This window comes from Ruegeria sp. BB7 (assembly GCF_056539365.1).
In genome coordinates, this window is the sequence record NZ_JBQFUV010000008.1 from 63560 (window position 1) to 84083 (window position 20524).

25 protein-coding genes and 1 tRNA gene are annotated in these 20524 nt (G+C 56.7%); 18 read left to right on the plus strand and 8 right to left on the minus strand.

Features of this window, described 5'->3' with window-relative positions:
* Positions 1–2 precede the first annotated feature (2 nt).
* The 8 genes from murA (at position 3) to ACR0D7_RS13375 (ending at position 5644) form a co-directional block, all read left to right on the plus strand.
* Entirely contained in the window at positions 3–1271 is a 1269-nt protein-coding gene (murA, locus tag ACR0D7_RS13340) for a UDP-N-acetylglucosamine 1-carboxyvinyltransferase (protein WP_480679440.1), read from the plus strand.
* Positions 1268–1744, plus strand: a complete 477-nt coding sequence (locus ACR0D7_RS13345; protein WP_480679441.1) for a DUF2948 family protein — start codon at positions 1268–1270, stop codon at positions 1742–1744. Before murA ends, ACR0D7_RS13345 begins: the two co-directional genes overlap by 4 nt.
* A 45-nt stretch (positions 1745–1789) precedes the next feature.
* On the plus strand, positions 1790–2263 hold the full coding sequence (locus tag ACR0D7_RS13350; protein WP_480679442.1) for a GNAT family N-acetyltransferase: 474 nt from the start codon (positions 1790–1792) through the stop codon (positions 2261–2263).
* Positions 2264–2322: 59 nt separating this feature from the next.
* Entirely contained in the window at positions 2323–3624 is a 1302-nt protein-coding gene (gene hisD / locus ACR0D7_RS13355) for a histidinol dehydrogenase (protein WP_480679443.1), read from the plus strand.
* 97 nt (positions 3625–3721) lie between these two features.
* On the plus strand, positions 3722–4201 hold the full coding sequence (locus ACR0D7_RS13360) for a UPF0262 family protein (protein ID WP_170575145.1): 480 nt from the start codon (positions 3722–3724) through the stop codon (positions 4199–4201).
* A gap of 3 nt (positions 4202–4204) precedes the next feature.
* On the plus strand, positions 4205–4657 hold the full coding sequence (locus ACR0D7_RS13365) for an arsenate-mycothiol transferase ArsC (RefSeq protein ID WP_170381914.1): 453 nt from the start codon (positions 4205–4207) through the stop codon (positions 4655–4657).
* Positions 4658–4659: 2 nt separating this feature from the next.
* Entirely contained in the window at positions 4660–5058 is a 399-nt protein-coding gene (locus ACR0D7_RS13370; protein ID WP_480679444.1) for a ketosteroid isomerase-related protein, read from the plus strand.
* Positions 5051–5644, plus strand: a complete 594-nt coding sequence (locus ACR0D7_RS13375; RefSeq protein WP_480679445.1) for a GNAT family N-acetyltransferase — start codon at positions 5051–5053, stop codon at positions 5642–5644. The genes ACR0D7_RS13370 and ACR0D7_RS13375 overlap by 8 nt, the downstream gene beginning before the upstream one ends.
* Positions 5645–5733: 89 nt before the next feature.
* Here the strand turns inward: ACR0D7_RS13375 and ACR0D7_RS13380 are convergent, their stop codons facing one another.
* Complete coding sequence (locus ACR0D7_RS13380) at positions 5734–6210, minus strand: nucleoside deaminase (RefSeq protein WP_480679446.1); 477 nt, start codon at positions 6208–6210, stop codon at positions 5734–5736.
* A gap of 225 nt (positions 6211–6435) precedes the next feature.
* Between ACR0D7_RS13380 and ACR0D7_RS13385 the strand changes: the two genes are divergently transcribed.
* The 10 genes from ACR0D7_RS13385 to ACR0D7_RS13430 all read left to right on the plus strand — a co-directional run bounded on the left by ACR0D7_RS13385 (position 6436) and on the right by ACR0D7_RS13430 (position 12782).
* The gene (locus ACR0D7_RS13385) at positions 6436–7311 is read left to right on the plus strand and encodes a carbon-nitrogen hydrolase family protein (RefSeq protein ID WP_480679447.1); all 876 of its coding nucleotides are present in this window, start codon (positions 6436–6438) and stop codon (positions 7309–7311) included.
* A gap of 91 nt (positions 7312–7402) precedes the next feature.
* Complete coding sequence (gene infA / locus ACR0D7_RS13390) at positions 7403–7621, plus strand: translation initiation factor IF-1 (protein WP_005978431.1); 219 nt, start codon at positions 7403–7405, stop codon at positions 7619–7621.
* Between the two features lie 11 nt (positions 7622–7632).
* On the plus strand, positions 7633–8211 hold the full coding sequence (locus ACR0D7_RS13395) for a Maf family protein (RefSeq protein ID WP_480679448.1): 579 nt from the start codon (positions 7633–7635) through the stop codon (positions 8209–8211).
* Positions 8208–9230 (plus strand): ribonuclease E/G, encoded by a 1023-nt coding sequence (locus tag ACR0D7_RS13400; protein WP_480679449.1) that lies wholly within the window; start codon positions 8208–8210, stop codon positions 9228–9230. Before ACR0D7_RS13395 ends, ACR0D7_RS13400 begins: the two co-directional genes overlap by 4 nt.
* Complete coding sequence (locus ACR0D7_RS13405) at positions 9227–9409, plus strand: DNA gyrase inhibitor YacG (protein ID WP_480679450.1); 183 nt, start codon at positions 9227–9229, stop codon at positions 9407–9409. The genes ACR0D7_RS13400 and ACR0D7_RS13405 overlap by 4 nt, the downstream gene beginning before the upstream one ends.
* 79 nt (positions 9410–9488) lie before the next feature.
* Positions 9489–9563 (plus strand) — tRNA-Phe (locus tag ACR0D7_RS13410).
* A 63-nt stretch (positions 9564–9626) separates the two neighbouring features.
* Positions 9627–9800 (plus strand): DUF6538 domain-containing protein, encoded by a 174-nt coding sequence (locus ACR0D7_RS13415; protein ID WP_480679451.1) that lies wholly within the window; start codon positions 9627–9629, stop codon positions 9798–9800.
* A gap of 168 nt (positions 9801–9968) precedes the next feature.
* Positions 9969–11516 carry a 3-deoxy-D-manno-octulosonic acid transferase gene (locus ACR0D7_RS13420; RefSeq protein ID WP_480679452.1) on the plus strand — a complete coding sequence of 516 codons (1548 nt, stop codon included), beginning with the start codon at positions 9969–9971 and terminating at the stop codon, positions 11514–11516.
* Positions 11517–12083: 567 nt separating this feature from the next.
* Entirely contained in the window at positions 12084–12527 is a 444-nt protein-coding gene (locus ACR0D7_RS13425; RefSeq protein WP_480679453.1) for a hypothetical protein, read from the plus strand.
* A 66-nt stretch (positions 12528–12593) separates the two neighbouring features.
* On the plus strand, positions 12594–12782 hold the full coding sequence (locus ACR0D7_RS13430; RefSeq protein ID WP_480679454.1) for a hypothetical protein: 189 nt from the start codon (positions 12594–12596) through the stop codon (positions 12780–12782).
* Positions 12783–12919: 137 nt separating this feature from the next.
* Here the strand turns inward: ACR0D7_RS13430 and ACR0D7_RS13435 are convergent, their stop codons facing one another.
* The 7 genes from ACR0D7_RS13435 to ACR0D7_RS13465 all read right to left on the minus strand — a co-directional run bounded on the left by ACR0D7_RS13435 (position 12920) and on the right by ACR0D7_RS13465 (position 20462).
* Positions 12920–14431 carry a mannitol dehydrogenase family protein gene (locus ACR0D7_RS13435; RefSeq protein WP_480679455.1) on the minus strand — a complete coding sequence of 504 codons (1512 nt, stop codon included), beginning with the start codon at positions 14429–14431 and terminating at the stop codon, positions 12920–12922.
* Complete coding sequence (locus ACR0D7_RS13440) at positions 14431–15204, minus strand: L-iditol 2-dehydrogenase (RefSeq protein ID WP_480679456.1); 774 nt, start codon at positions 15202–15204, stop codon at positions 14431–14433. The genes ACR0D7_RS13435 and ACR0D7_RS13440 overlap by 1 nt, the downstream gene beginning before the upstream one ends.
* Positions 15201–16205 (minus strand): ABC transporter ATP-binding protein, encoded by a 1005-nt coding sequence (locus tag ACR0D7_RS13445; RefSeq protein ID WP_480679457.1) that lies wholly within the window; start codon positions 16203–16205, stop codon positions 15201–15203. The genes ACR0D7_RS13440 and ACR0D7_RS13445 overlap by 4 nt, the downstream gene beginning before the upstream one ends.
* Before the next feature lie 12 nt (positions 16206–16217).
* Positions 16218–17048 (minus strand): carbohydrate ABC transporter permease, encoded by an 831-nt coding sequence (locus tag ACR0D7_RS13450; RefSeq protein WP_170614620.1) that lies wholly within the window; start codon positions 17046–17048, stop codon positions 16218–16220.
* Between the two features lie 12 nt (positions 17049–17060).
* Entirely contained in the window at positions 17061–17927 is an 867-nt protein-coding gene (locus ACR0D7_RS13455; RefSeq protein ID WP_480679458.1) for a carbohydrate ABC transporter permease, read from the minus strand.
* Between the two features lie 109 nt (positions 17928–18036).
* Positions 18037–19341, minus strand: coding sequence for an ABC transporter substrate-binding protein (locus ACR0D7_RS13460; RefSeq protein ID WP_480679459.1), 1305 nt, complete (start codon positions 19339–19341; stop codon positions 18037–18039).
* Positions 19342–19436: 95 nt separating this feature from the next.
* Positions 19437–20462, minus strand: a complete 1026-nt coding sequence (locus ACR0D7_RS13465) for a LacI family DNA-binding transcriptional regulator (RefSeq protein ID WP_480679460.1) — start codon at positions 20460–20462, stop codon at positions 19437–19439.
* Between the last annotated feature and the right edge of the window lie 62 nt (positions 20463–20524).

The window sequence follows — 20524 nt, forward strand, 5'->3', positions numbered from 1 at the left end:
AGATGGACTCGATTCTGGTGACGGGTAACGGCCCGCTGAATGGTCAGATACCGATTGCGGGGGCCAAGAATGCGTGTCTGACGCTGATGCCCGCGACACTTCTGAGCGAAGAACCGCTGACATTGACCAATGCGCCACGGCTAAGCGACATCAAAACCATGACGGCCTTGCTGCAATCGCTGGGGGCCGAAGTGTCTTCGTTGCAGGATGGGCAGGTTATTGCGATGTCCAGTCATGACCTGACTAGTCAGACGGCGGACTATGAAATCGTTCGCAAGATGCGCGCATCGAATCTGGTGCTTGGTCCGTTGCTGGCCCGGTTCGGAGAGGCCGTTGTCTCGCTACCCGGCGGTTGCGCAATTGGCGCGCGACCGATGGATTTGCACGTTGAGGCGCTTGAAGCGCTGGGCGCTGAGATTGAATTGAAAGACGGATATCTGCACGCCAAAGCGCCGGGAGGGTTAAAAGGCGCGGTGCATGAGATGCGCTTTGCCTCGGTCGGTGCGACCGAGAACATCGTTATGGCAGCCACGCTGGCCAAGGGCACAACGGTTCTGAAAAACGCAGCGCGCGAACCCGAGATCGTCGATCTGGTGGAATGCTTGCGCAAGATGGGCGCGCAGATTTCGGGCGAGGGGACATCTACCATCGAAATTCAGGGCGTTGACCGGTTGCACGGTGCCACCCATCAGGTTGTGACCGACCGGATTGAACTTGGTACCTATATGCTGGCCCCGGCCATCTGCGGTGGCGAGGTTGAATTGCTGGGCGGGCGCATGTCGCTGGTTGAATCATTTGCGGCCAAGCTGGATGCGGCGGGTGTCAGCGTTGCAGAGACTGAAAACGGTTTGAAAGTGGCCCGAAAGAATGGGCGTGTGACTTCGGTGGACGTTGTGACAGAGCCTTTCCCAGGCTTTCCCACGGACCTGCAAGCGCAGATGATGGCGTTGATGTGCACGGCTGAAGGAACCGCAGTTCTGGAAGAGCGCATTTTCGAGAATCGTTTCATGCATGCCCCAGAGTTGGTGCGTATGGGCGCGAATATCGAGGTGCACGGAGGCACGGCCACGGTTACGGGTGTAGAACGTTTGAAGGGCGCGCCTGTGATGGCGACGGATTTGCGGGCGTCGGTCTCGTTGATTCTGGCTGGTCTGGCGGCCGAGGGTGAAACAACGGTCAGCCGGGTCTATCATCTGGACCGCGGATATGAGCATGTGGTGCGCAAGCTGGAAGGCGTGGGTGCCAAAATTGAACGGATCAAAGGCCAATGACAGACGCAAGTTTTCACGATGGGCGCGAGGCCCCGCTGAACCTGGGGGCCGAGGACACAGATGACCTGAAGGTGATTTCGACCTTGACGCAGGACGCTGTGTTCCCGGTGACCGAGATGAAATGGCAGCCATCGCAGCGCCGCTTTGGCCTGCTGCTGAACCGGTTCCGCTGGGAGGACAAGGATGCGGCCACCCGTCGCGACCGTCCGTTTGAACGCGTGCAGTCGGTGCTGGTATTCGACTCGATTCTGTCGGTGGCCAGCCAAGGCATCGACCGCAGTGACAAAGATATGATTCTGTCTTTGTTGTCGGTCGATTTCGAAGCAGGTGAAGATGGAAGCGGTCAGATATTGCTGACGCTTGCAGGGGACGGCGCTATCCTTCTGAAGGTTGAGGCTGTGGATGCCACGCTCAAGGACGTCACCCGGCCTTATCTGGCACCTTCGGGTCAAGCACCACACCACCCTGAATAGATGCAAAACAAGCGCGGCATTTCTCAGGCATTCACAGAAGCCCCGATGGGAGTGACCCTGCGCCGCGCTACAGTTTTCGATGTGTTCGACCTGAGCCGGGTGCTGATCCGCTCTATCACGCAGCTCTGCTCTGCGGATCACCAAAACGATCCTCAGGCCATTGAGCAGTGGGTCGCAGACAAAGATCCGGCCACGATCCGAGGCTGGATCATTGATGGTGCAAGCATATGGCTGGCCGAACATGCCGGGCAGACTGCTGCCGTGGGTGGTCTTCGCGGGGCTGAGATCACCCTTCTATACATCGACCCGGATCATAGAGGCCACGGCATCGGGGCGGCTTTGCTGAACCGGCTGGAACAGGAAGTGATCGCATCGGGTCACTCCGAGGCCCGTCTTGAAGCGACACGGACCGCGCAGGCGTTTTACGAACGGAATGGTTGGCAGTTGACCGGCCGGTGCGGAGCACGCGGCGATGTTTCCTGTTTTGGCATGCGCAAATCGCTGCAGCCCACGGACTAAGGGTTGAGGCCGCCCACTGCTGGCGATATGTCCCCGTGAAACGCTCTGGAGTGCCTGACATGCCCGTTTTCCTCGACACCACGTCGCCCGAGTTCGAATCCGCCTTTCAGGCACTGTTGTCAGCCAAGCGTGAGGACAGCCCGGATGTAGACGCGACTGTCGCGCAGATCATCGAAGATGTACGCAGTCGGGGAGATGCCGCTGTTATCGAGCTGACGGCTAAGTTCGACCGACTTGAGTTGACGCCTGAAACGTTGGCATTCTCTGTTGAAGAAATCGACGCGGCGGTTTCCCTGGTTTCGGATGCGGACCGTGCGGCACTTGAACTGGCGGCAGAACGCATCCGGTCCTATCACAAAAAACAGATGCCGGAGGATCTGCAGTGGACCGATGCAGCCGGGGCCACTTTGGGATGGCGCTGGTCTGCAGTTTCGGCGGCCGGTCTTTATGTGCCGGGTGGATTGGCGTCTTACCCCTCTTCGGTGCTGATGAATGCGATCCCGGCAAAGGTAGCAGGTGTCGAGCGGTTGGCAATCGCAGTGCCCACACCAAACGGGGAAGTAAACCCGCTGGTCCTGCTGGCAGCGCGGCTGTCTGGGGTCGACGAGATCTACCGTATTGGCGGCGCGCAGGCCGTGGCTGCGCTGGCTTATGGCACTGGTACGATCCCGCCAGTCGACAAGATCACCGGTCCGGGCAACGCCTTTGTTGCTGCGGCCAAGCGCCGGGTGTTCGGTAAAGTCGGCATCGACATGATCGCTGGCCCGTCCGAGATTCTGGTAATCGCCGACAAGGACAACGATCCGGACTGGATCGCATTGGACCTGCTCAGCCAAGCCGAACATGACGAAAGCGCGCAGTCGCTGTTGATCACCGATGATGCCGCGTTTGGTCACGCCGTGGCGCAGGCGGTCAAAAAACGCCTTGAAACCCTGCAGCGGCGTGCCATTGCCGGGGCCAGTTGGCGCGACTTCGGTGCCGTGATCACTGCGCGCGATCTGGACGAGGCCGCAACCCTGTCCAATCGCATAGCGCCGGAACATCTGGAACTATGTGTTGCCGACCCGGTTGCCCTCAGTGAAAAGACGATACACGCAGGTGCCATTTTCCTCGGTCAATACACGCCCGAGGCCATTGGCGATTATGTCGGCGGTCCCAACCACGTACTGCCTACCGCGCGTTCGGCGCGGTTCTCATCCGGCCTTAGTGTCATGGACTTTCTCAAGCGCACCACGCTCAGCCAGATGACGCCCGAAGCGCTGCGTACCATCGGCCCCGCAGCGGAACAGCTGGCGCAATCAGAAAGCCTTGAGGCACATGGGTTGTCAGTTACCGCCCGCTTGGACCGCTTAAACGGCTGATGTGACGCAAAGACTTATGGTTCGTGGCGCTTCTGTGCGTTGCTCTATGAAATTCGTTGCTATAGGTCTGTGCTGAGCAGAACGGACCGCACACGACATGAACCGCATTTCGCATATCGAACTTGATGATCGAAACTTGCCTCCGCCGACCCCTGAGATCGAGCAGGAGCGTAAGGTAGCCATCTATGATTTGCTGGAAGATAACAGCTTTACCCTACCCCGGCGGGAAGATCGCGTTGTGCCGGACGGGCCGTATCATATGCAGCTATCGATCCGCGACAAACGTCTGGTCTTTGACATCGCCACTGAAGCTGAAGAAAAAGCGGCCGAGTTTCACTTGTCGTTGGGGCCGTTCCGACAAGTGGTCAAAGATTACTTCCAGATTTGCGAAAGCTATTTCGACGCGGTGAAATCACTGCCGCCCAGCCAGATTGAAACCATCGACATGGCCCGGCGCGGGATTCACAACGAAGGTAGCCGTGTACTGCAGGAGAGATTGGAAGGAAAAGCCGAGATCGACAACGATACTGCTCGTCGCCTGTTCACGCTTATCTGCGTGCTGCACTTCGGGGGCTGACGGGTGACGTCTCTGCCGCAGTCAATCCTGTTCTGTTGCGACCACAATTCGGTTAGGTCTCCTATGGCCGAAGGTATCATGAAGAAATTCTATGGTACTGGCACTTATGTACAATCCGCGGGTGTGCATAACGATCTTGAGATAGACGGCTTTTGCATTTCAGTCTGCCAAGAGATTGGCGTTGAACTTTCTCGCCACAGGACGCGCTCGTTTGATGAGATGGAGGAATGGGGCGATGACCTCAGTTCCTTTGACCTGGTGGTTGCCTTGTCGCCCGCTAGCCAACGTCGCGCGCTGGAACTGACTCGAATTTTTCACCTCGATGTCGATTATTGGCCAATAATGGACCCTACCGGGCTGGGCGAGACGCGCGAACAGAAGTTAAATCACTACCGACAGACCCGCGACCAGATCATCAAGCATCTGAAAGACCGCTGGGGCGAACCAACGGAGTGAACATGAACCAGACCGTCAAATCCTATTTCGAGGCTTTCAACGCCGGTGACGTTGATGGCATGATAGCCTGCCTGTCCGATGACGTGGCCCATCACGTGAACGAAGGTCAGATCCGCGTCGGCAAAGAAAAATTTGCTGCCTTTTGCGGCCACATGAATCGCTGCTACCGGGAAAACCTGACGGATATCGTGGTGTTCGAAGCCGAAGAGGGTACGCGCGCAGCGGCTGAGTTCATCGTAAATGGTACCTATCTGGAAACGGATGATGGCCTTCCGCAAGCGCGCGGCCAGACCTATCGGCTGCCTGCCGGGTCGTTCTTTGACCTGAAGGATGGCAAGATCACCCGCGTGACCACCTTCTACAATCTCGCTGACTGGACCAAGCAGGTCTCAAATGGCTGAGGTCTCCGCCGTCCGCCCCCTGATCGGAGCGGCATTGGAGAGCGCATTGGACGATGTTGCACGCCTGCGGATCGAGGTCTTTCGGGCGTGGCCGTACCTATACGACGGTGATCTCAAGTATGAGCGGAAGTATCTGCAATCCTACCGGGACAGCGATAAGGCTATCGTGGTGGGTGCCTTCGACGGAGACCGCCTGATTGGGGCCTCGACCGGTGCTCCCTTGACCGACCACGCTGATGATTTCGCCGCGGCGTTCGAGGGCACTGGGCTGGATCTGTCCGAGATTTTCTACTGTGCCGAATCTGTTCTGCTATCGGGCTATCGGGGGCAGGGTGTGGGGCATAAGTTCTTTGATCTGCGCGAAACGCACGCCCGTGCGTTGGGCTTTAGCAAGTGCGCCTTCTGCAGCGTGCAACGTCCGGCCGATCACCCCATGCGGCCGGAAAGCTACCGGCCACTGGATGCCTTCTGGCGCACGCGGGGATATAAACCGCTACCCGGCGCGGTGGCGCAGTTTTCGTGGAAGGATATCGGGGAAAATGGCGAGACGCTGAAGCCATTGCAGTTTTGGATGCGGGACTTGTGAACAACTGCATTGCGGGCGTAGTGGACATTGTTCCGGGGCGCCCCACTTTTTGATTTCCAGCTTTATTACTTTGATTGGAAGATTGCCTTCTATTGCCAAAAGCCTCTGTGCCCCTCGGCAACTTCATCCTCGATTTCAGAGTAGGGCCCACGAGTTTCAACGTGGCGCTGACCGACGCTGAAGACGGTCTCACAGGGCAAATCTAGCGTCAGGTTTTCCGGATTGTCACCTGTCAAGGCGGCCAAACGCTTTTCGGTCATACCATAGACGACTGTTCCGATCCCCGCCCAATAGCAAGCTCCCGCGCACATGCAGCAAGGTTCTACCGAAGTATATAGTGTACATTTTTCAAGGTATTCCGGATCATAAAGACGGCTCGCCTCTCGTGCGACGTTCAATTCGGCGTGGCCTACCCCCTTTTCATCTTGGTATCTGTTGCCGGAGCGGATGAGGACCTCTCCATTGGGATCAACCAGTGTCGCACCGAAAGGGTGATTGCCAGCCTGACGGCTTTCTTCTGCAATCCGGATTGTCTCGCGTAAATGCTGAAGGTCGCGTTCTCTCATATCGGTCTCCTGCGGATAGATTATCACCAGCGAAGATTTCTATTCGTGCTGCAATGTCAGTATAACCGTACTTGTAATCGGGCCTCTACAGGCAGCGTAATTAGTGCTCCACTGTGAGCTCACAGCGGAATTGGTCGTTCAAAACCCACAGAGTTCGGATTGGGCTATACAGCCCGCAAACTCACACTTAAGTTTCGCCCGAGTTTTGACTGCAAGGTACACCACATGAAAGTCGCCACCGCCGCCTATAACCTTGACTGGCTCGACAGCTGGGCGCAGTACGAGGACAAGCTGGACCGCTGGATTTCAGGCGCTGCCGGGCAAGGGGCCGAACTGCTGGTTTTTCCCGAATACGGCGCAATGGAGTTGTCGACGCTGGACGGTCCAGAAGTGGCGGGCGATCTGGAGCGCTCGATCCGAGCTGTCTCGGATCGTATGGAAGATGCTCAAGCCCTGCTTCAACGTCTTGCGCGGGAAAATAACACATACATTCTGGGCGCATCGGCCCCGGTCGTCGAAGGCCCGGGCCGCCCGGTGAACCGGGCCGCGTTTTATGCGCCGGATGGGCGGCAGGACCATCAGGACAAGCAGATCATGACCCGGTTCGAACGCGATGAATGGGATATCGCACCGGGCGGGCCATTGAAACTATTCGACACCGCGCTGGGCAAGATCGGTATTCTGATCTGCTATGACAGCGAGTTTCCCTTGCTGGGTCGTGCCCTCAGCGAGGCCGACCTGATCCTTGTTCCGTCCTGCACCGAGGCACTGGCAGGTTATTGGCGAGTGCGCATCGGGGCGATGTCGCGGGCGTTAGAAAATCAGTGTGTTACGGTCATGGCGTCTTTGGTCGGGAATAATGACTGGTCCGAGGCCGTGGATTTGAACACTGGAACAGGTGGGATATTCGGCCCGCCCGACAAGGGCTTCCCACCGACCGGTGTGCTGGCCGAAGGCACCTTGAATAAGCCCGGATGGACTTATGCGGATGTCGACCTTTCGGCGATTGCCGAGGTCCGCGCAGATGGGCATGTGTTGAACCGCGCCCACTGGGAGGAGCAATCCCCCAGAGTCGATTCAGTCACATTATCCACCCTTTAGGTGATTCTGGCCTTGAAATAAGCCCAAAATGGGCTCATTTAAGCGCACATCCCCGTAGATTCTGCGGGTGCAACTTAAATGTGGAGACAACATGGCCAAGGAAGATACGCTCGAATTTCCCGGTGTCGTGAAGGAACTCCTGCCTAATGCGACGTTTCGGGTCGAGCTGGAAAACGGCCATGAGATCATCGCACATACGGCAGGCAAGATGCGCAAGAACCGCATCCGTGTTCTGGCCGGCGACAAGGTTCAGGTCGAGATGACCCCTTATGATCTGACCAAGGGTCGGATCAACTACCGCTTCAAGTAACGCCTGCCGCAATGGCGTTTATCTTAGGATCGGGCAGCCCAAGGCGGCTGGACCTGCTGGCCCAGCTTGGCGTGCAGCCCGATGCAATCCGCGCCCCCGACGTTGATGAGACGCCTTTGAAAGGCGAGCTGCCGGTACCCTATTGCAGCCGTATCACGCGCTTAAAAGTGCAGGCGATTCAGGCGGGTAGCGACGATGTAACCCTTTGTGCCGATACTACGGTTGCTCTGGGTCGCCGCATCTTGGGCAAGCCGGAAGACATAGGGCAGGCAGCGGAATTCCTGCATGCCCTGTCAGGTCGGCGGCACCGTGTGATTACCTCCGTCGCGGTCCGGCGTGGGGATCGCGTGCTGCAACGGGACGTGGTGTCTCAGGTCAAAGTTAAACGACTGTCAGATGTTGAGATCAACGCATATCTAGCGACCGGAGACTGGCAGGGCAAAGCAGGTGCATATGCCATTCAAGGCCCGGCTGGTGCGTTCATCCCATGGATTTCAGGATCGTTTACCGGCATCGTAGGTCTGCCTTTGTCTGAAACAGCCGCCCTTTTGCAGGGCATCGGCTATCCCCTGTATTGTGAGGCGTCATGAAGGGTCGCACCATCGTTCTGGACCATATCGACAACCGCGAAGCAGCCGCCCTGATGGTGGATGGTAAACTGGACGATTTCCTGATTGCATCAGACGCGCCCGCACCGGGTACGATTTACCGCGCTCGGGCCGATCGCCCGGTCAAAGGGCAGGGCGGGATGTTCTTGACGACACCTGACGGCCCGGCATTTCTGCGCCAGGTCAAAGGTTTGGCGCCCGGAAGTCTGATACTGGTACAGGTGACGGGCTATGCCGAGCCGGGCAAAGCGCTGCCGGTAACGGATCGCGTCCTGTTCAAAAGCCGCTACGCTATCGTGACGCCCGATGCACCGGGCCTGAATATCTCGCGTAGTATCCGTGACGAAGACGAACGCGACCGCCTGCTGGAAATTGCACATGAGTGTATGGACGGCAGCACCCATGGCCTGATTCTGCGTTCATGCTGTCTGGGTGAGGACGCCGGAGAGATCGCCGAAGACATCAGCGCCATGCTGGTCCATGCCGATCAGGTTTTGAATGATACGGGGACCGAACCCGAATTGTTGCTGGAGGGCGATGGCCCTCATGTCCTGGCCTGGCGCGACTGGACCGACCCGGCCGAGGTTGTGACGCAGGACGGAGGGTTTGAAACGCAGGGCGTGCTGGATGCTTTGGACGTGGCGCGTGGTATATCCGAACCGCTTCCGGGTGGTGGTCATCTGTATATTCAGCCCACACGTGCCTTGGTCGCGGTGGATGTGAACACCGGGTCCGACACGTCTCTGGCAGCCGGGACCAAAGCAAACTTCGCTTGCGCCAAGGCGCTGGCCCGTGCGCTGCGTGTGCGCGGATTGGGTGGGCAAATCACGTTGGATCTGGCCCCGATGCCTAAGAAAGACCGTCGCGGGTTTGAATCTGCCCTGCGTGCTGCGTTCAAGGCGGATGGGATCGAGACCACTCTGGCTGGTTGGACCCCGTTGGGCCATTACGAATTGCAACGCAAACGCAGCCGCATTCCGTTGGCGGAGGTGCTGAGATGAATTGCCCGATCTGTGGCGAGGACACAGTGACCAAGTTCCGCCCCTTCTGCTCGAAACGCTGCGCAGACATTGATCTGGCCAAATGGTTGAACGGGTCATACGCTGTCCCGTCGCAGCGGGAAGAGGACCTGGAAGCGGATGCTTCCGAAGGTGAAACCGAACAACAACGCCCGCATTGAAAAAATCTGAAAAAGCCTCTGGACACTGCCTGTAGCAAGTCATAGAAGGCCTCCACCCAACGATAAACATCGTTCCCGTGCCCGGGTAGCTCAGGGGTAGAGCAGTGGATTGAAAATCCTCGTGTCGGTGGTTCGATTCCGCCCCCGGGCACCATTCCGAATAGGTAAGATACTGTTTCCCTTCAGCTTTAACCGGAGCTGACCAAGGGCGTAGTACATGCTGGAAAACAAAACCGTTCCCTTCTCAATTGCAAAAGCAGGGGTCTTGTACATTACAAGGCGGGTCCCGAAGGCCCTTGTTCACCACTATACCACTGGAAAAATATCACTCTCGCTGCGGACAATATCTGCAGCGGTCGCAAAGGCCCGTGCGCAAAGAGCTGCTCAGTAACTGGATGAACACTGGTATCACCTTTGTATCCAAGGCTTAGACCTACCGGGCAAGCATCTTCTGAGGATAGGAACTGAGGTCGATTTTGCTAGGCAGAACTGCCACTTTTCCTAACATTTCAATAAGTTTGTTGTTGGAATCCCTCCTTGGGAAAGCCAGGGGAGAAGAATGGGTTATAGCCTTTCGAGTGATTGCGAACCTATGCAGCGCTCAAACGCGGGACAGTGCGCTCGATGTTTAATTTCTGGTGCGCGCTTTCAGTCGCTCTGGCTGAAGGGCGCAATACAGACAAACACAAGAGGGCTTTCGCTGACGCGACACAACCTGACAGGACAGTTATTTGGTGAGTTTTATAGACATATTCATATGTGGCGCTATTTGCTCGGTGATGGTTTTGGCGCGGCGGGGGCTTCCACAAGTCGCTTAGTGTCAGTCCTCCAGCCTGAGACCATATGGCAGAGTGAATTGAAAAGCGCCTTCGTGGTCATGTCAAACGTACCCCTCATGCTACGCGCCTATGATTGGGCGACCCACTTGCGCCCGATGGTTGCAAGGCGTCATCTGCAAAAACGGATCAAAATCGACAAAGAAGACCCCAAACGCTGGCGCGAGCGCCTTGGCTACCCCTCAGCCACCCGACCCGACGGGACGTTAATCTGGTTTCATGGATTGGGGCTGGGTGAGGTTCTTTCTATTCGGGGTTTGGTGCATATCATGGCAGACCTGTCGGATGCGCATTTCCTCGTCACGTCGGGTACCAAGGCGGCGGGTCAGGCGTTGTTGCAAAATATGCCGCCACGCACTCGCCACCAATTTTTACCGATTGACGCGCCTCGTTATCGAAACGCCTTTCTTGACCATTGGCGACCAGATCTGTGCATCTGGGCTGAACAAGACGTCTGGCCGGGTTTCGTGTTGGAACTCACACGGCGCAAAATCCCGCAAGCGCATGTCGTCTGCCGAATGCACAGGGAAAGCTGGCGTAAGAAATCTCGGTTTGTGACGGCCTATAGCTATATATACAACCAAATGGCCCTTGTAACAGCTAACGATCAGTTGACGCAGGATCGTCTACGAACCTTCGGGATCACGGATGCACCAGTCACGGGGCCGATCAAGCCCACAGCACCTCCACTTAGCTGTGATTCCGCGGAACTTGAAAAATTGCGGTCTATTCTCGGGCGGCGGTTTGTGTGGATCACGGCGCCCTCGCACCCGGCAGACGAAGAATTGGCGCTTTCCGCCCACCGACGGCTGCTTGCTAAGCGCCCAGATGCCCTTCTGATCATCGCGCCACGCTACCCAAAGCGGGCATTCAATATTTCGCTTCCACATGCAGTCCGTTCCAGAGATGAAATCCCAACTCTATCCCACCAAGTGTACTTGTCAGATACGTTCGGCGAGTTGGGCTTACTTTATCGCCTCGCACAGGCTGCCCTGATCGGCGGTACCAACGATGAAACGGAAGGCCATTCCCCTTGGGAAGCCGCGAACCTTGGCAATGCAATTTTGCATGGCCCTCGCACTGGGAATTTTAACGCAGACTTCGAAAGGCTGGATGCTGCCGGAGCCGCAATCAAGGTGCACTCGGCGGACGAGATTTTGGTCAGCCTGCAAGGGGACCTTGATGGTCAGATCGCTAAAATAAATTCTGTGGTCAACACCTATCGAAATTCGACAGAGACCTTGGCTAAAGATCTAATATCTTTGGTGTAATTTCCTTTCCCGCGCTTTGACCCAATGGTTTTTGTGGGGCTGCCGATTGAGTGGGGCAGTGAATCCGGGCTTGGTGAGGCTGGTGCTAGTTTACACCGCCGCCGATAAGTGATTAGCGGATGATGGTCGCATGACATTTGTCATCGCGGGTATTGTCCCCAAGATCCCGTCTTCCGAGCTTCCGGACTTTCCAGATCAAGCCCAAGAACGATCAATCCAAGCTCCTTGCGTCGCACCTGGTCGACGACGTGAGGAAGCTAAAGCCCCTCGAGGATTTTATGAAACACATGACCGTCGTTATCTTCCACAAGACAGATACGCGCAGTGGCTGTCCTATCCCCTAAGAAGAATGGTCAGCTGCCGCCGGTTTTACCAGGGCGATCCCGATGGAGACATGGGGAGCCCTTGGGCAGTGCTCGATCCGGAGTGCTGCGCGGTCCTGAGCGCCATGTCTGGCGAATGTGACTGGAATGCCGGCCGCAGGGGTATCACGGCCGACTTGAATGGCGTCTATTTCGTGCGTCCTTTGAGCAGCAATGGCAAACTCGTCGAGATTCAGGCTGCCCCTTGGCGGGCAAGAAAGTCATCGGTGTTGCGAGGACTTCATGCATTGAAAATGACCTTCTCTATCCGCCCCTCAAAGGCGCCGGAGAATTCGAGGCATTCAATCTGAAACTTACTGCACCTGGTGCCGCGCCATTCCTGACATTCGTGCCGAATGACGCGATCAACGGTGACGATTGTGAAGCGGCAGACCTCGCAATGATTAGCCTGCAACTGGCAAGGAGTCGCGCTTGGTTTTCCCAATTTAAGCAATTGCTCGATCAGTGTTCGACCTATCACCGCCAGATGGAGGGTGCCCCACATTTCGCGATATACAACGTGGAGTCTTATACCTTCCAATCTCGGAAAGTGGTATGGCTGGAGATGTCGTCGAAGTTCTTCGCCTCCATCGCTGTATCGGCACCAATTCTTGGGAGCGGGCTTAACCCATTCGTGCCAGACCACTAGATCTACTTCGCTGCCTTCGATGACAAAGATATCGCGTATTTCCTCTGTGCGCTCCTGAATGCACCGATGGTCCGTGAGTGGATCGAAGCGCACAATGTCCCCATCTATGTGGGTGACGTGTTCAAGCACACGAACCTCCCTGAGTTCGACCCAGGCGACGCGCAACATGCTCAGGTAGCGCAGCTGCAAGAGCGAGCGCACCAGACCCACAGCTTGGCCGCCAGAGAAGCCATGGTGGCTCAGATGCACTACTGACCGAAGCTCTTGTTACGACCTGGGTGAACCGCCCCTAACCTGTCAGCCCGTCGCCGCCGTCCGACTCCAAAGGACGCGCGGGAGATTCCCATGCACAGCGAGAATATTTGGCCTGGCTGGGAATCATCCAGTCTCCCTTAGTGTGACATCGAACTGGTCGCGGCATATTCAGCTAACACTGCCCGGCTGCCACTTTGCCAGATCTTGGTCAGCCACAAGGCAAAGGCGTCGGAAAACTCTGTACCGCGGCCAAAACCACCACCGTACAAGCGTTGCTCGAGCCAAAGTCCTGGATCGGTTCTGGCCGCCAACGCGGTTTCATATAGGTTTTCCCAAAGCGGGTCATTCGGAGCGATTTCGGAGCCATCTTCACGAACCCCCGCGCACATCCGGCACCAGAATGCCTCGGCCAGCGCAAGCCCATTTGCGGAAGAGTCGGACGCAAGTGCATCGCGCAGCGATGGCATCAGAAACCCTGGATGTCGCGCCGATCCGTCGAACGCGACTCTGCGCGTTGTGTCGTGAATTGCAGTGTTTGCAAATCGCCTCTCAACCAACTCAAGGTATTCTTTCGCGGTCGTTCCGGGCACAGCTTCAACAAAAGGCAGAATCTCTTCAGCTTGAACCTTTCTGAAGAAAGCCAAGATGTCCGGGTCCTGCATGCAGGCTGAAATCGTCGGGACATTCAAAATTTCACCGACGTTTGCGAGCAGCTGGTGCCCTCCGTTCAATATGCGCAGCTTCATCGTCTCATAGCTGTGAACATCGTGGGTCAGCGTTACCCCGACCTGATCGAGAGGTGGCCGCCCGGCGCAGAAGTCATCCTCGATCACCCATTGGCGAAAGTTCTCGTGCGAGACAGGAGCGCGGTCATCAATGCCGAGTGCGAGGCATTGTGATACCACTTGGTCAGTCGTCGCAGGCACGATGCAATCCACCATCGAGTTGGGGAATGCGCCGTTTTCGTCGATCCAGTCGGCCAGATCAGGATCGGACATGCGCGCCAAGCCAACGACGCAGTTCCGCAGGATCGCACCATTGCCCTGAAGGTTGTCGCAGCTCAGCGTGGTAAAGGGTTTGAAACCGCCCGCCCGGCGCTGCCTGAGCGCTGCAACAATGGCGCCGAAGGCTGTGCGGGGCTGGTTCGGGTTTTTCGCATCATGGCGAATGTCTTCGTGATCAGTGTCGAAGGTACCGGTGTTGGAATCCAGGTAATACCCGCCTTCGGTTATGGTTAGCGAAACGATACGGATGGATGGGTCGGCCATCTTCTGGATTAGAGCAATATTGCCCGCCTCAATCGGTAAATAATCGATCATCGGACCAATGACCTCGGCGGATACCCCATTCGGATCCAGCTCAATCAGCGTAGTCAGGCAATCCTGCTCAATAAGCCTTACTCGCATCTCGGCGTCATAGTTTCGCAAGCCGGCTCCGATGATCGCCCAATCATGGGCCTGACCTTGCTGCATCAGCTTGTGAATATACCAAGCTTGATGCGCGCGGTGAAAATTACCGAGTCCAATATGGACAATGCCCGGCGAGAGGCTCGATCGCTCATACTTAGGATGCCTGACATTTGCAGGCATTTCTGAACAGTTACCAAGTTTCAGCCGTGTTGGAGGTTTTGCATGCGCCAGAGGATTCATTAGCTCATCCAGTTTCCGCCGTCGACATTGTAGGTCTGTGCGACGATGTATTTTGCTTCGTGCGAGGCAAGGAATACCGCCATCCCGGTCAGGTCTTCGGCCCGGCCCATACGGCCATAGGGGACGGCGGACGCGACTTCGCGTTTCTTTTGGCCGGGGGATTTTCTTTCGTGTTTTGCAAAGAACGCATCTACGCCGTCCCAGTGCTCACCATCCACCACGCCGGGAGCGATGGCGTTCACGTTGATCCCATGAGAGATGAGGTTCAGCCCAGCCGATTGGGTCAGAGAAATGATCGCGGCCTTGCTGGCGCAGTAAACAGCGACCAAAGGCTCGCCCCGCCTTCCGGCCTGCGACGCCATGTTGATAATCCGGCCTTTGGTCCCGTGTTCTATCATATGGCGCGCGACGGCCTGCATCGTGAACAGCACGCCGGCGACGTTTATTTCGAAGACGCGGTTGTAGTCAGCGCGCTCAATCTCAACAATCGGAGCAGCGGTAAAGATGGCCGCGTTGTTGATCAGAATATCGATCGGGCCGAAATGGGCCGCCGTAGCCGCAACAGCTTCGTCGATGCTTTTCTGATTAGTCACATCCATTTCAATCGCAAAAGCGGCCTCACCGATTTCAGTCGCTGCGACTTTCGCCCTTTGGATGTCTATGTCTGCGATGGCGACACGCGCGCCTTCGGCAACATAGGCCTTGGCAAATGCCAGTCCGATGCCACGCGCGGCCCCGGTGATTAGGGCGATTTTGCCTTCCAGCCGTGTCATTCGATCCGCAAGCCGTTCGTATCAAACCGGTGGATCACATCCGAACGTGGTGTCAGATGAATACGGTCCCCGTGGCGGAAGCCAACCTCGCCATCTGCACGGACGGTGATCGTTTCTGCCAGACCGGTATCGTGGACGTGGAAAAAGGTGTCTGAGCCCAGGTGTTCAGAGACGCTAACGACCCCGGACCATTCGCCCTCGGTTTCCGAAACTGCGATGTGCTCAGGGCGGATTCCGATGGTTTGAGCACCGTGTTTTGCCGCCTCTGGCCCTTCGATGAAGTTCATTTTTGGTGAACCGATGAACCCCGCGACAAATAAGTTGCGCGGCGTCCGGTAAAGCTCCAGAGGACTACCGACCTGCTCGATCACACCGGCCTGTAGAACGACGATCTTGTCGGCCATGGTCATGGCTTCGACCTGATCGTGGGTCACGTAGATCATCGTGGTCGCCAGACGTTCGTGAAGTTCGCTGATCTCTAGGCGCATGCCCACGCGCAGTGCGGCGTCGAGGTTGGAAAGCGGTTCGTCGAACAGGAACGCAGCGGGTTCGCGCACGATTGCCCGGCCGATAGCAACGCGCTGGCGCTGACCCCCAGACAACTGACCAGGTCGACGATCCAGATAGTCGGTCAGGTTCAGAACACTCGCGGCGCCTTCGACGCGTTTGTCGATCTCGGCCTGATCCAGTTTCGCCATGCGCAAGGGAAAGGCGATATTCTTGCGGACGGTCATATGCGGGTACAAAGCATAGGACTGGAATACCATCGCCAGACCGCGTTTCGCGGGTGGCACGTCGGTGGCATCCGCCCCGTCAATGTCGATGGAGCCCGAGGTGATATCCTCCAACCCCGCAATAAGGCGCAGAAGGGTGGACTTGCCGCAACCCGAGGGGCCGACGAAGACGGTGAACTCGCCATCCTCGATGGTCAGATCCAGAGGGGGAATGACCTGCACGTCGCCGAAGCTTTTGGTCACAGACTTGAGTTGAATACGTCCCATAAGTCGATTTCCTTATTTCACAGCGCCGAAGGTCAGGCCGCGGACAAGTTGTTTCTGGCTGAACCAGCCAAGGATCAGGATTGGTGCAATCGCCATGGTTGATGCCGCACTGAGCTTGGCAAAGAACAGGCCCTCGGGGCTCGAGTAGCTGGCGATGAAGGCGGTGAGCGGGGCAGCATCAACGGCGGTCAGGTTGAGGGTCCAGAACGCTTCGTTCCATGCGAGGATGAAGTTCAGCAGCACGGTCGAGGCAATGCCGGGGATGGCCATTGGGGTCAGGACGTAGAGAATTTCCTCTTTCAACGTCGCCCCATCCATCCGCGCGGCTTCCAAAATTTCACCCGGAATTTCCCGGAAATAGGTGTAGAGCATCCAGACAATGATCGGCAGGTTGATCAGCATCAGGACAACGACCAACCCTCCGCGCGTGTCGAGCAGCCCGAGCCGAATGAACAGTAAGTAGATCGGATAGAGAACGCCAACCGCAGGCAGCATCTTTGTGGAGAGCATCCACAGCAGGATGTCCTTGGTCCGCTTGGATGGCACGAAGGCCATTGCCCATGCCGCGGGTACCGCGATGATCACGCCCAGAATGGTGGACCCTCCCGCGATGATGACCGAATTCCACAGGAACCGCATATAGTCCGAGCGTTCTTGTACGATGGCGTAGTTCTCAAGCGTCCAATCGAAGTTTAGGAACAGGGGCGGGCTGGCGATAGCCTGCGCCTCGGTCTTGAAGCTGGTCAGGATGGTCCAGAGGATTGGGAAGAAAATCAGCAGTCCAACAGCCCAAGCCAGGGCGGTGTTCAGTGATTTGCGGCGGGTTGTGACGGCGCGGGCCATAGTCTTACCTCCTCACGCGTCCAGGTTTTTGCCGACGATGCGCATCAGGAAGATGGCAACGATATTGGCAAGGATGATGGCGTAGACACCTCCGGCTGATCCGAGGCCGACATTCTGGCTTTCCAGCACCCGCTGGAAGATCAGGTAGGTGAGTGTACGGGTGCCGAATGCACCGCCGGTGGTCACGAAGATCTCGGCGAAGATCGACAAAAGGAAGATCGTCTGGATCAGGATAACTATCGTGATCGCGCGGCTCAGATGCGGCAGGACAATGTAGTAAAAGCGTTTCAGAACTGGCGCTCCGTCCATCTCAGCTGCTTCCAACTGCTCACTGTCAAGAGACTGGATCGCGGTCAGAAGGATCAGCGTCGCAAAGGGCAGCCATTGCCACGAGACGATCATGATGATCGAGGTCATCGACGCCTCGGACAGCCATGAGATCGGCTCGGCCCCGAAAAAGCGCCACAGATGGGCCAGCAGGCCGTTCACCGGGTCCATGAACATGTTCTTCCAGACCAACGCGGAGACCGTGGGCATGACGAAGAACGGTGCGATCACCAGAATTCGGACAACGCCTTGGCCCCACATGGGCTGATCCAGAAGCATTGCCAGGAGAATGCCCAGAACGACTGTGATCACCAGGACACCGCCAACGATCACCAAAGTTGCCTGAACCGCGGGCCAGAAGGAGCTGGATGAGACGAACCGGACGTAGTTGTCGAACCCGACCCAGCCCAGATCACCGCCGCGCAGGGGCAGGTATTTCTTGAAAGAAAAGTACAACGTCATCGTGAGCGGCACGAGCATCCATCCAAGCAGTAAGATCACTGCGGGTGCCATCATCATGCGTGCGACGGATCGGGAATGTTGAGTTGCCATAACGCAAACCCTCTCTGTTCAGGCGTAACACAGCCTGCGAGAAAAACGCGAGTTGTGGAAGAGTAGGAGCGGGGGGCAGTCCTCTGCCCGCCCGCGGGGGAGGGACGCCTCAGTACCCTGCGGCTTCCATTTCTTCGGAGGTGAAGGCCTGCGCTTTCTCCAGCGCTTCTTCCACGGTTTGCTGCCCGGCGTAGACTGCCGAGAACTCCTGGCTCACCTGAGTTGCGATGCCCGCAAACTCCGGAATTGCCGCAAACTGGATGCCAACATATGGCACGGGCTTTACCGTCGGATTGTTCGGGTCGGCCGACAGGATCGAGTCCAGCGTCATTTCGGCGAACGGAACTTTCTGATATTCGGGGTTCTCATACAGCGAGGTGCGCGCACCCGGAGGAACGTTGGCCCAACCTTCGTTTTCGGCCACCAACTCAATGTAATCTTTGGACGTGGCCCATTCGATGAACTGCTTGGCTGCTTCTTCTTGCTGCGTACCTGCCGGAATGGCCAGCGCCCAAGCCCAAAGCCAATTGGACCGTTTGTCAACGCCGTCGGCGTTGGGAGCCAGCGCGAAGCCAACTTTGTCCGCCACGGTCGAATCGTCGGGATTGGTCACGAATGAAGCGGCAACGGTGGCGTCAATCCACATACCGCATTTGCCTTGCTGGAACAGTGACAGGTTCTCGTTGAAACCGTTAGTGGCATAGCCCGCAGGCCCGGATTCCGCCATCATGTCAACAAAGAACGTCAACGCCTCGTTCCATTCGGGCTGATCGAACTGAGGCTTCCAGTCCTCGTCGAACCAGCGCGCACCGAAGGAGTTTCCGGTCACGGTGATGAAGGCTCCCCCTTCACCCCATCCGGCCTTGCCGCGCAGGCAGATGCCGTTGATGTCATTGTCCCGGTCGGTCATCGCCGCAGCCGCTTCGCGGATGAATTGCCATGTCGGGGCGTCAGGCATTTCCAACCCGGCCTTTTCCATCAGGTCCTTGCGGTACATGACCATCGAGCTTTCGCCATAGAACGGCGCTGCATAGAGCGTGCCGTCATGGCTCAGTCCGTTGCGCATCGCGGGCAGGATGTCCTCTACATCATATTCGGCAGACATGCCTTCCAGCGGCACCAGCCATCCATTGGCGCCCCAGATCGGGGTTTCGTACATACCAATGGTCATGATGTCGAACTGACCACCCTTGGTGGTGATGTCTGTGGTCACGCGCTGACGCAGCACGTTTTCCTCAAGTGTCACCCACTCGACGTCGATGCCGGTCGCTTCGGTGAATTTGTCAGTATAGCCCTGCATCCGGATCATGTCACCATTGTTCACAGTGGCGATCGTGATGGATTGCGCGTGGGCTGATGCCGTGGCGACGAATGTCAATGCAGTCGCCGCACGAAGTGTGTGCTTCAGATACATCCCTGTCCTCCCTGAGCTTGGATGTCGTGCAGAGAACGTAATGTGTAAATTATCGCGCCGTCAATAAAAACTTTACGCGCGTTAAATTAAATTTGTTATGCAGAGTCCCTTAAAACAAGTCGCGCGGGGAAAAGAGTCTCGACTCGGGATTCAAATTTCCCATCGTTTTCAATGAGTTCGAACAGCGTCTCGACGCTTCGCTTAGCCACGTTGTCATAGTCATGCGCAGCCGTCGTCAGGGAAGGACACGTAAATTTTGAGAACGGATGGTCGTCATTTGAGGCCACGCGCAATGTGCAATCTTTACTTCGACCGACCCGAATCCCCTGTTCGTAACAGGCCGCAAGAAAGCCAATTGCCAGCCGGTCGTTGCTGCACAATACCGAATTCGTTCTTAATCCACGCTCTTCCAGAATTTTCAGCGCACCCTTGTGCCCAATCTCTTCAAACGCCCATCCTTTGCCATCAACTTTGATGATATGCGGCTCGAACCCGAGACGCTCCATCACTTCAATATATGCCTTCCTTCGTTTGTTGGCGTTCGGGTTGGCAGGTGTGCGCATTTCAAAGAACGATGGGGGTTCACCCGTCCGGGTCATGTATTCAACGGTCTGTGACACAAAACTGAAATTGTCCGATCCGATAAACGCTGCACCCAGCCCATCAAGATTACTGTCAAACAGAACAGTCGGTACGTTGGCGCAGAACTTCTCGATCACGGATCGGTCTGAAATCCGCCCCAATGGCGCCAACAAAACCCCAGCGGGCTTCATCGATTGCAGCCCGTCCAGAACTTCGTTTTCCAGCTTTTGTTCTCCGTGGGCACTAAAGAGGGAAGGACGATAGCCCGCCGCAATACAGCTTTGCTCTAGATAGCGTGCGATTTCGGCAAAGAATGGATCGGCCAGATAGGGTACGACGATGCCGATATTCTTGGTCAGTTTACGGTTCTGGTTCACAGCATAGATATTCGGACGATAGTCAAACCGTTCGAGCGCCTCTTCGATGCGCGCCCTTGTTGTCGGGCGAACGCTGTCGGGATCGTGGAAGTACTTGGACACCGTGGGTCGAGAGATGCCGCTGAGGGCCGCGAACTCTTCCATATTTTTAATTTTGGTCATGTCGGTCTGCCTGCGGATCTGAGCCGCCTTGATCTTATCCTATTTTTACATATTCTTTGCGC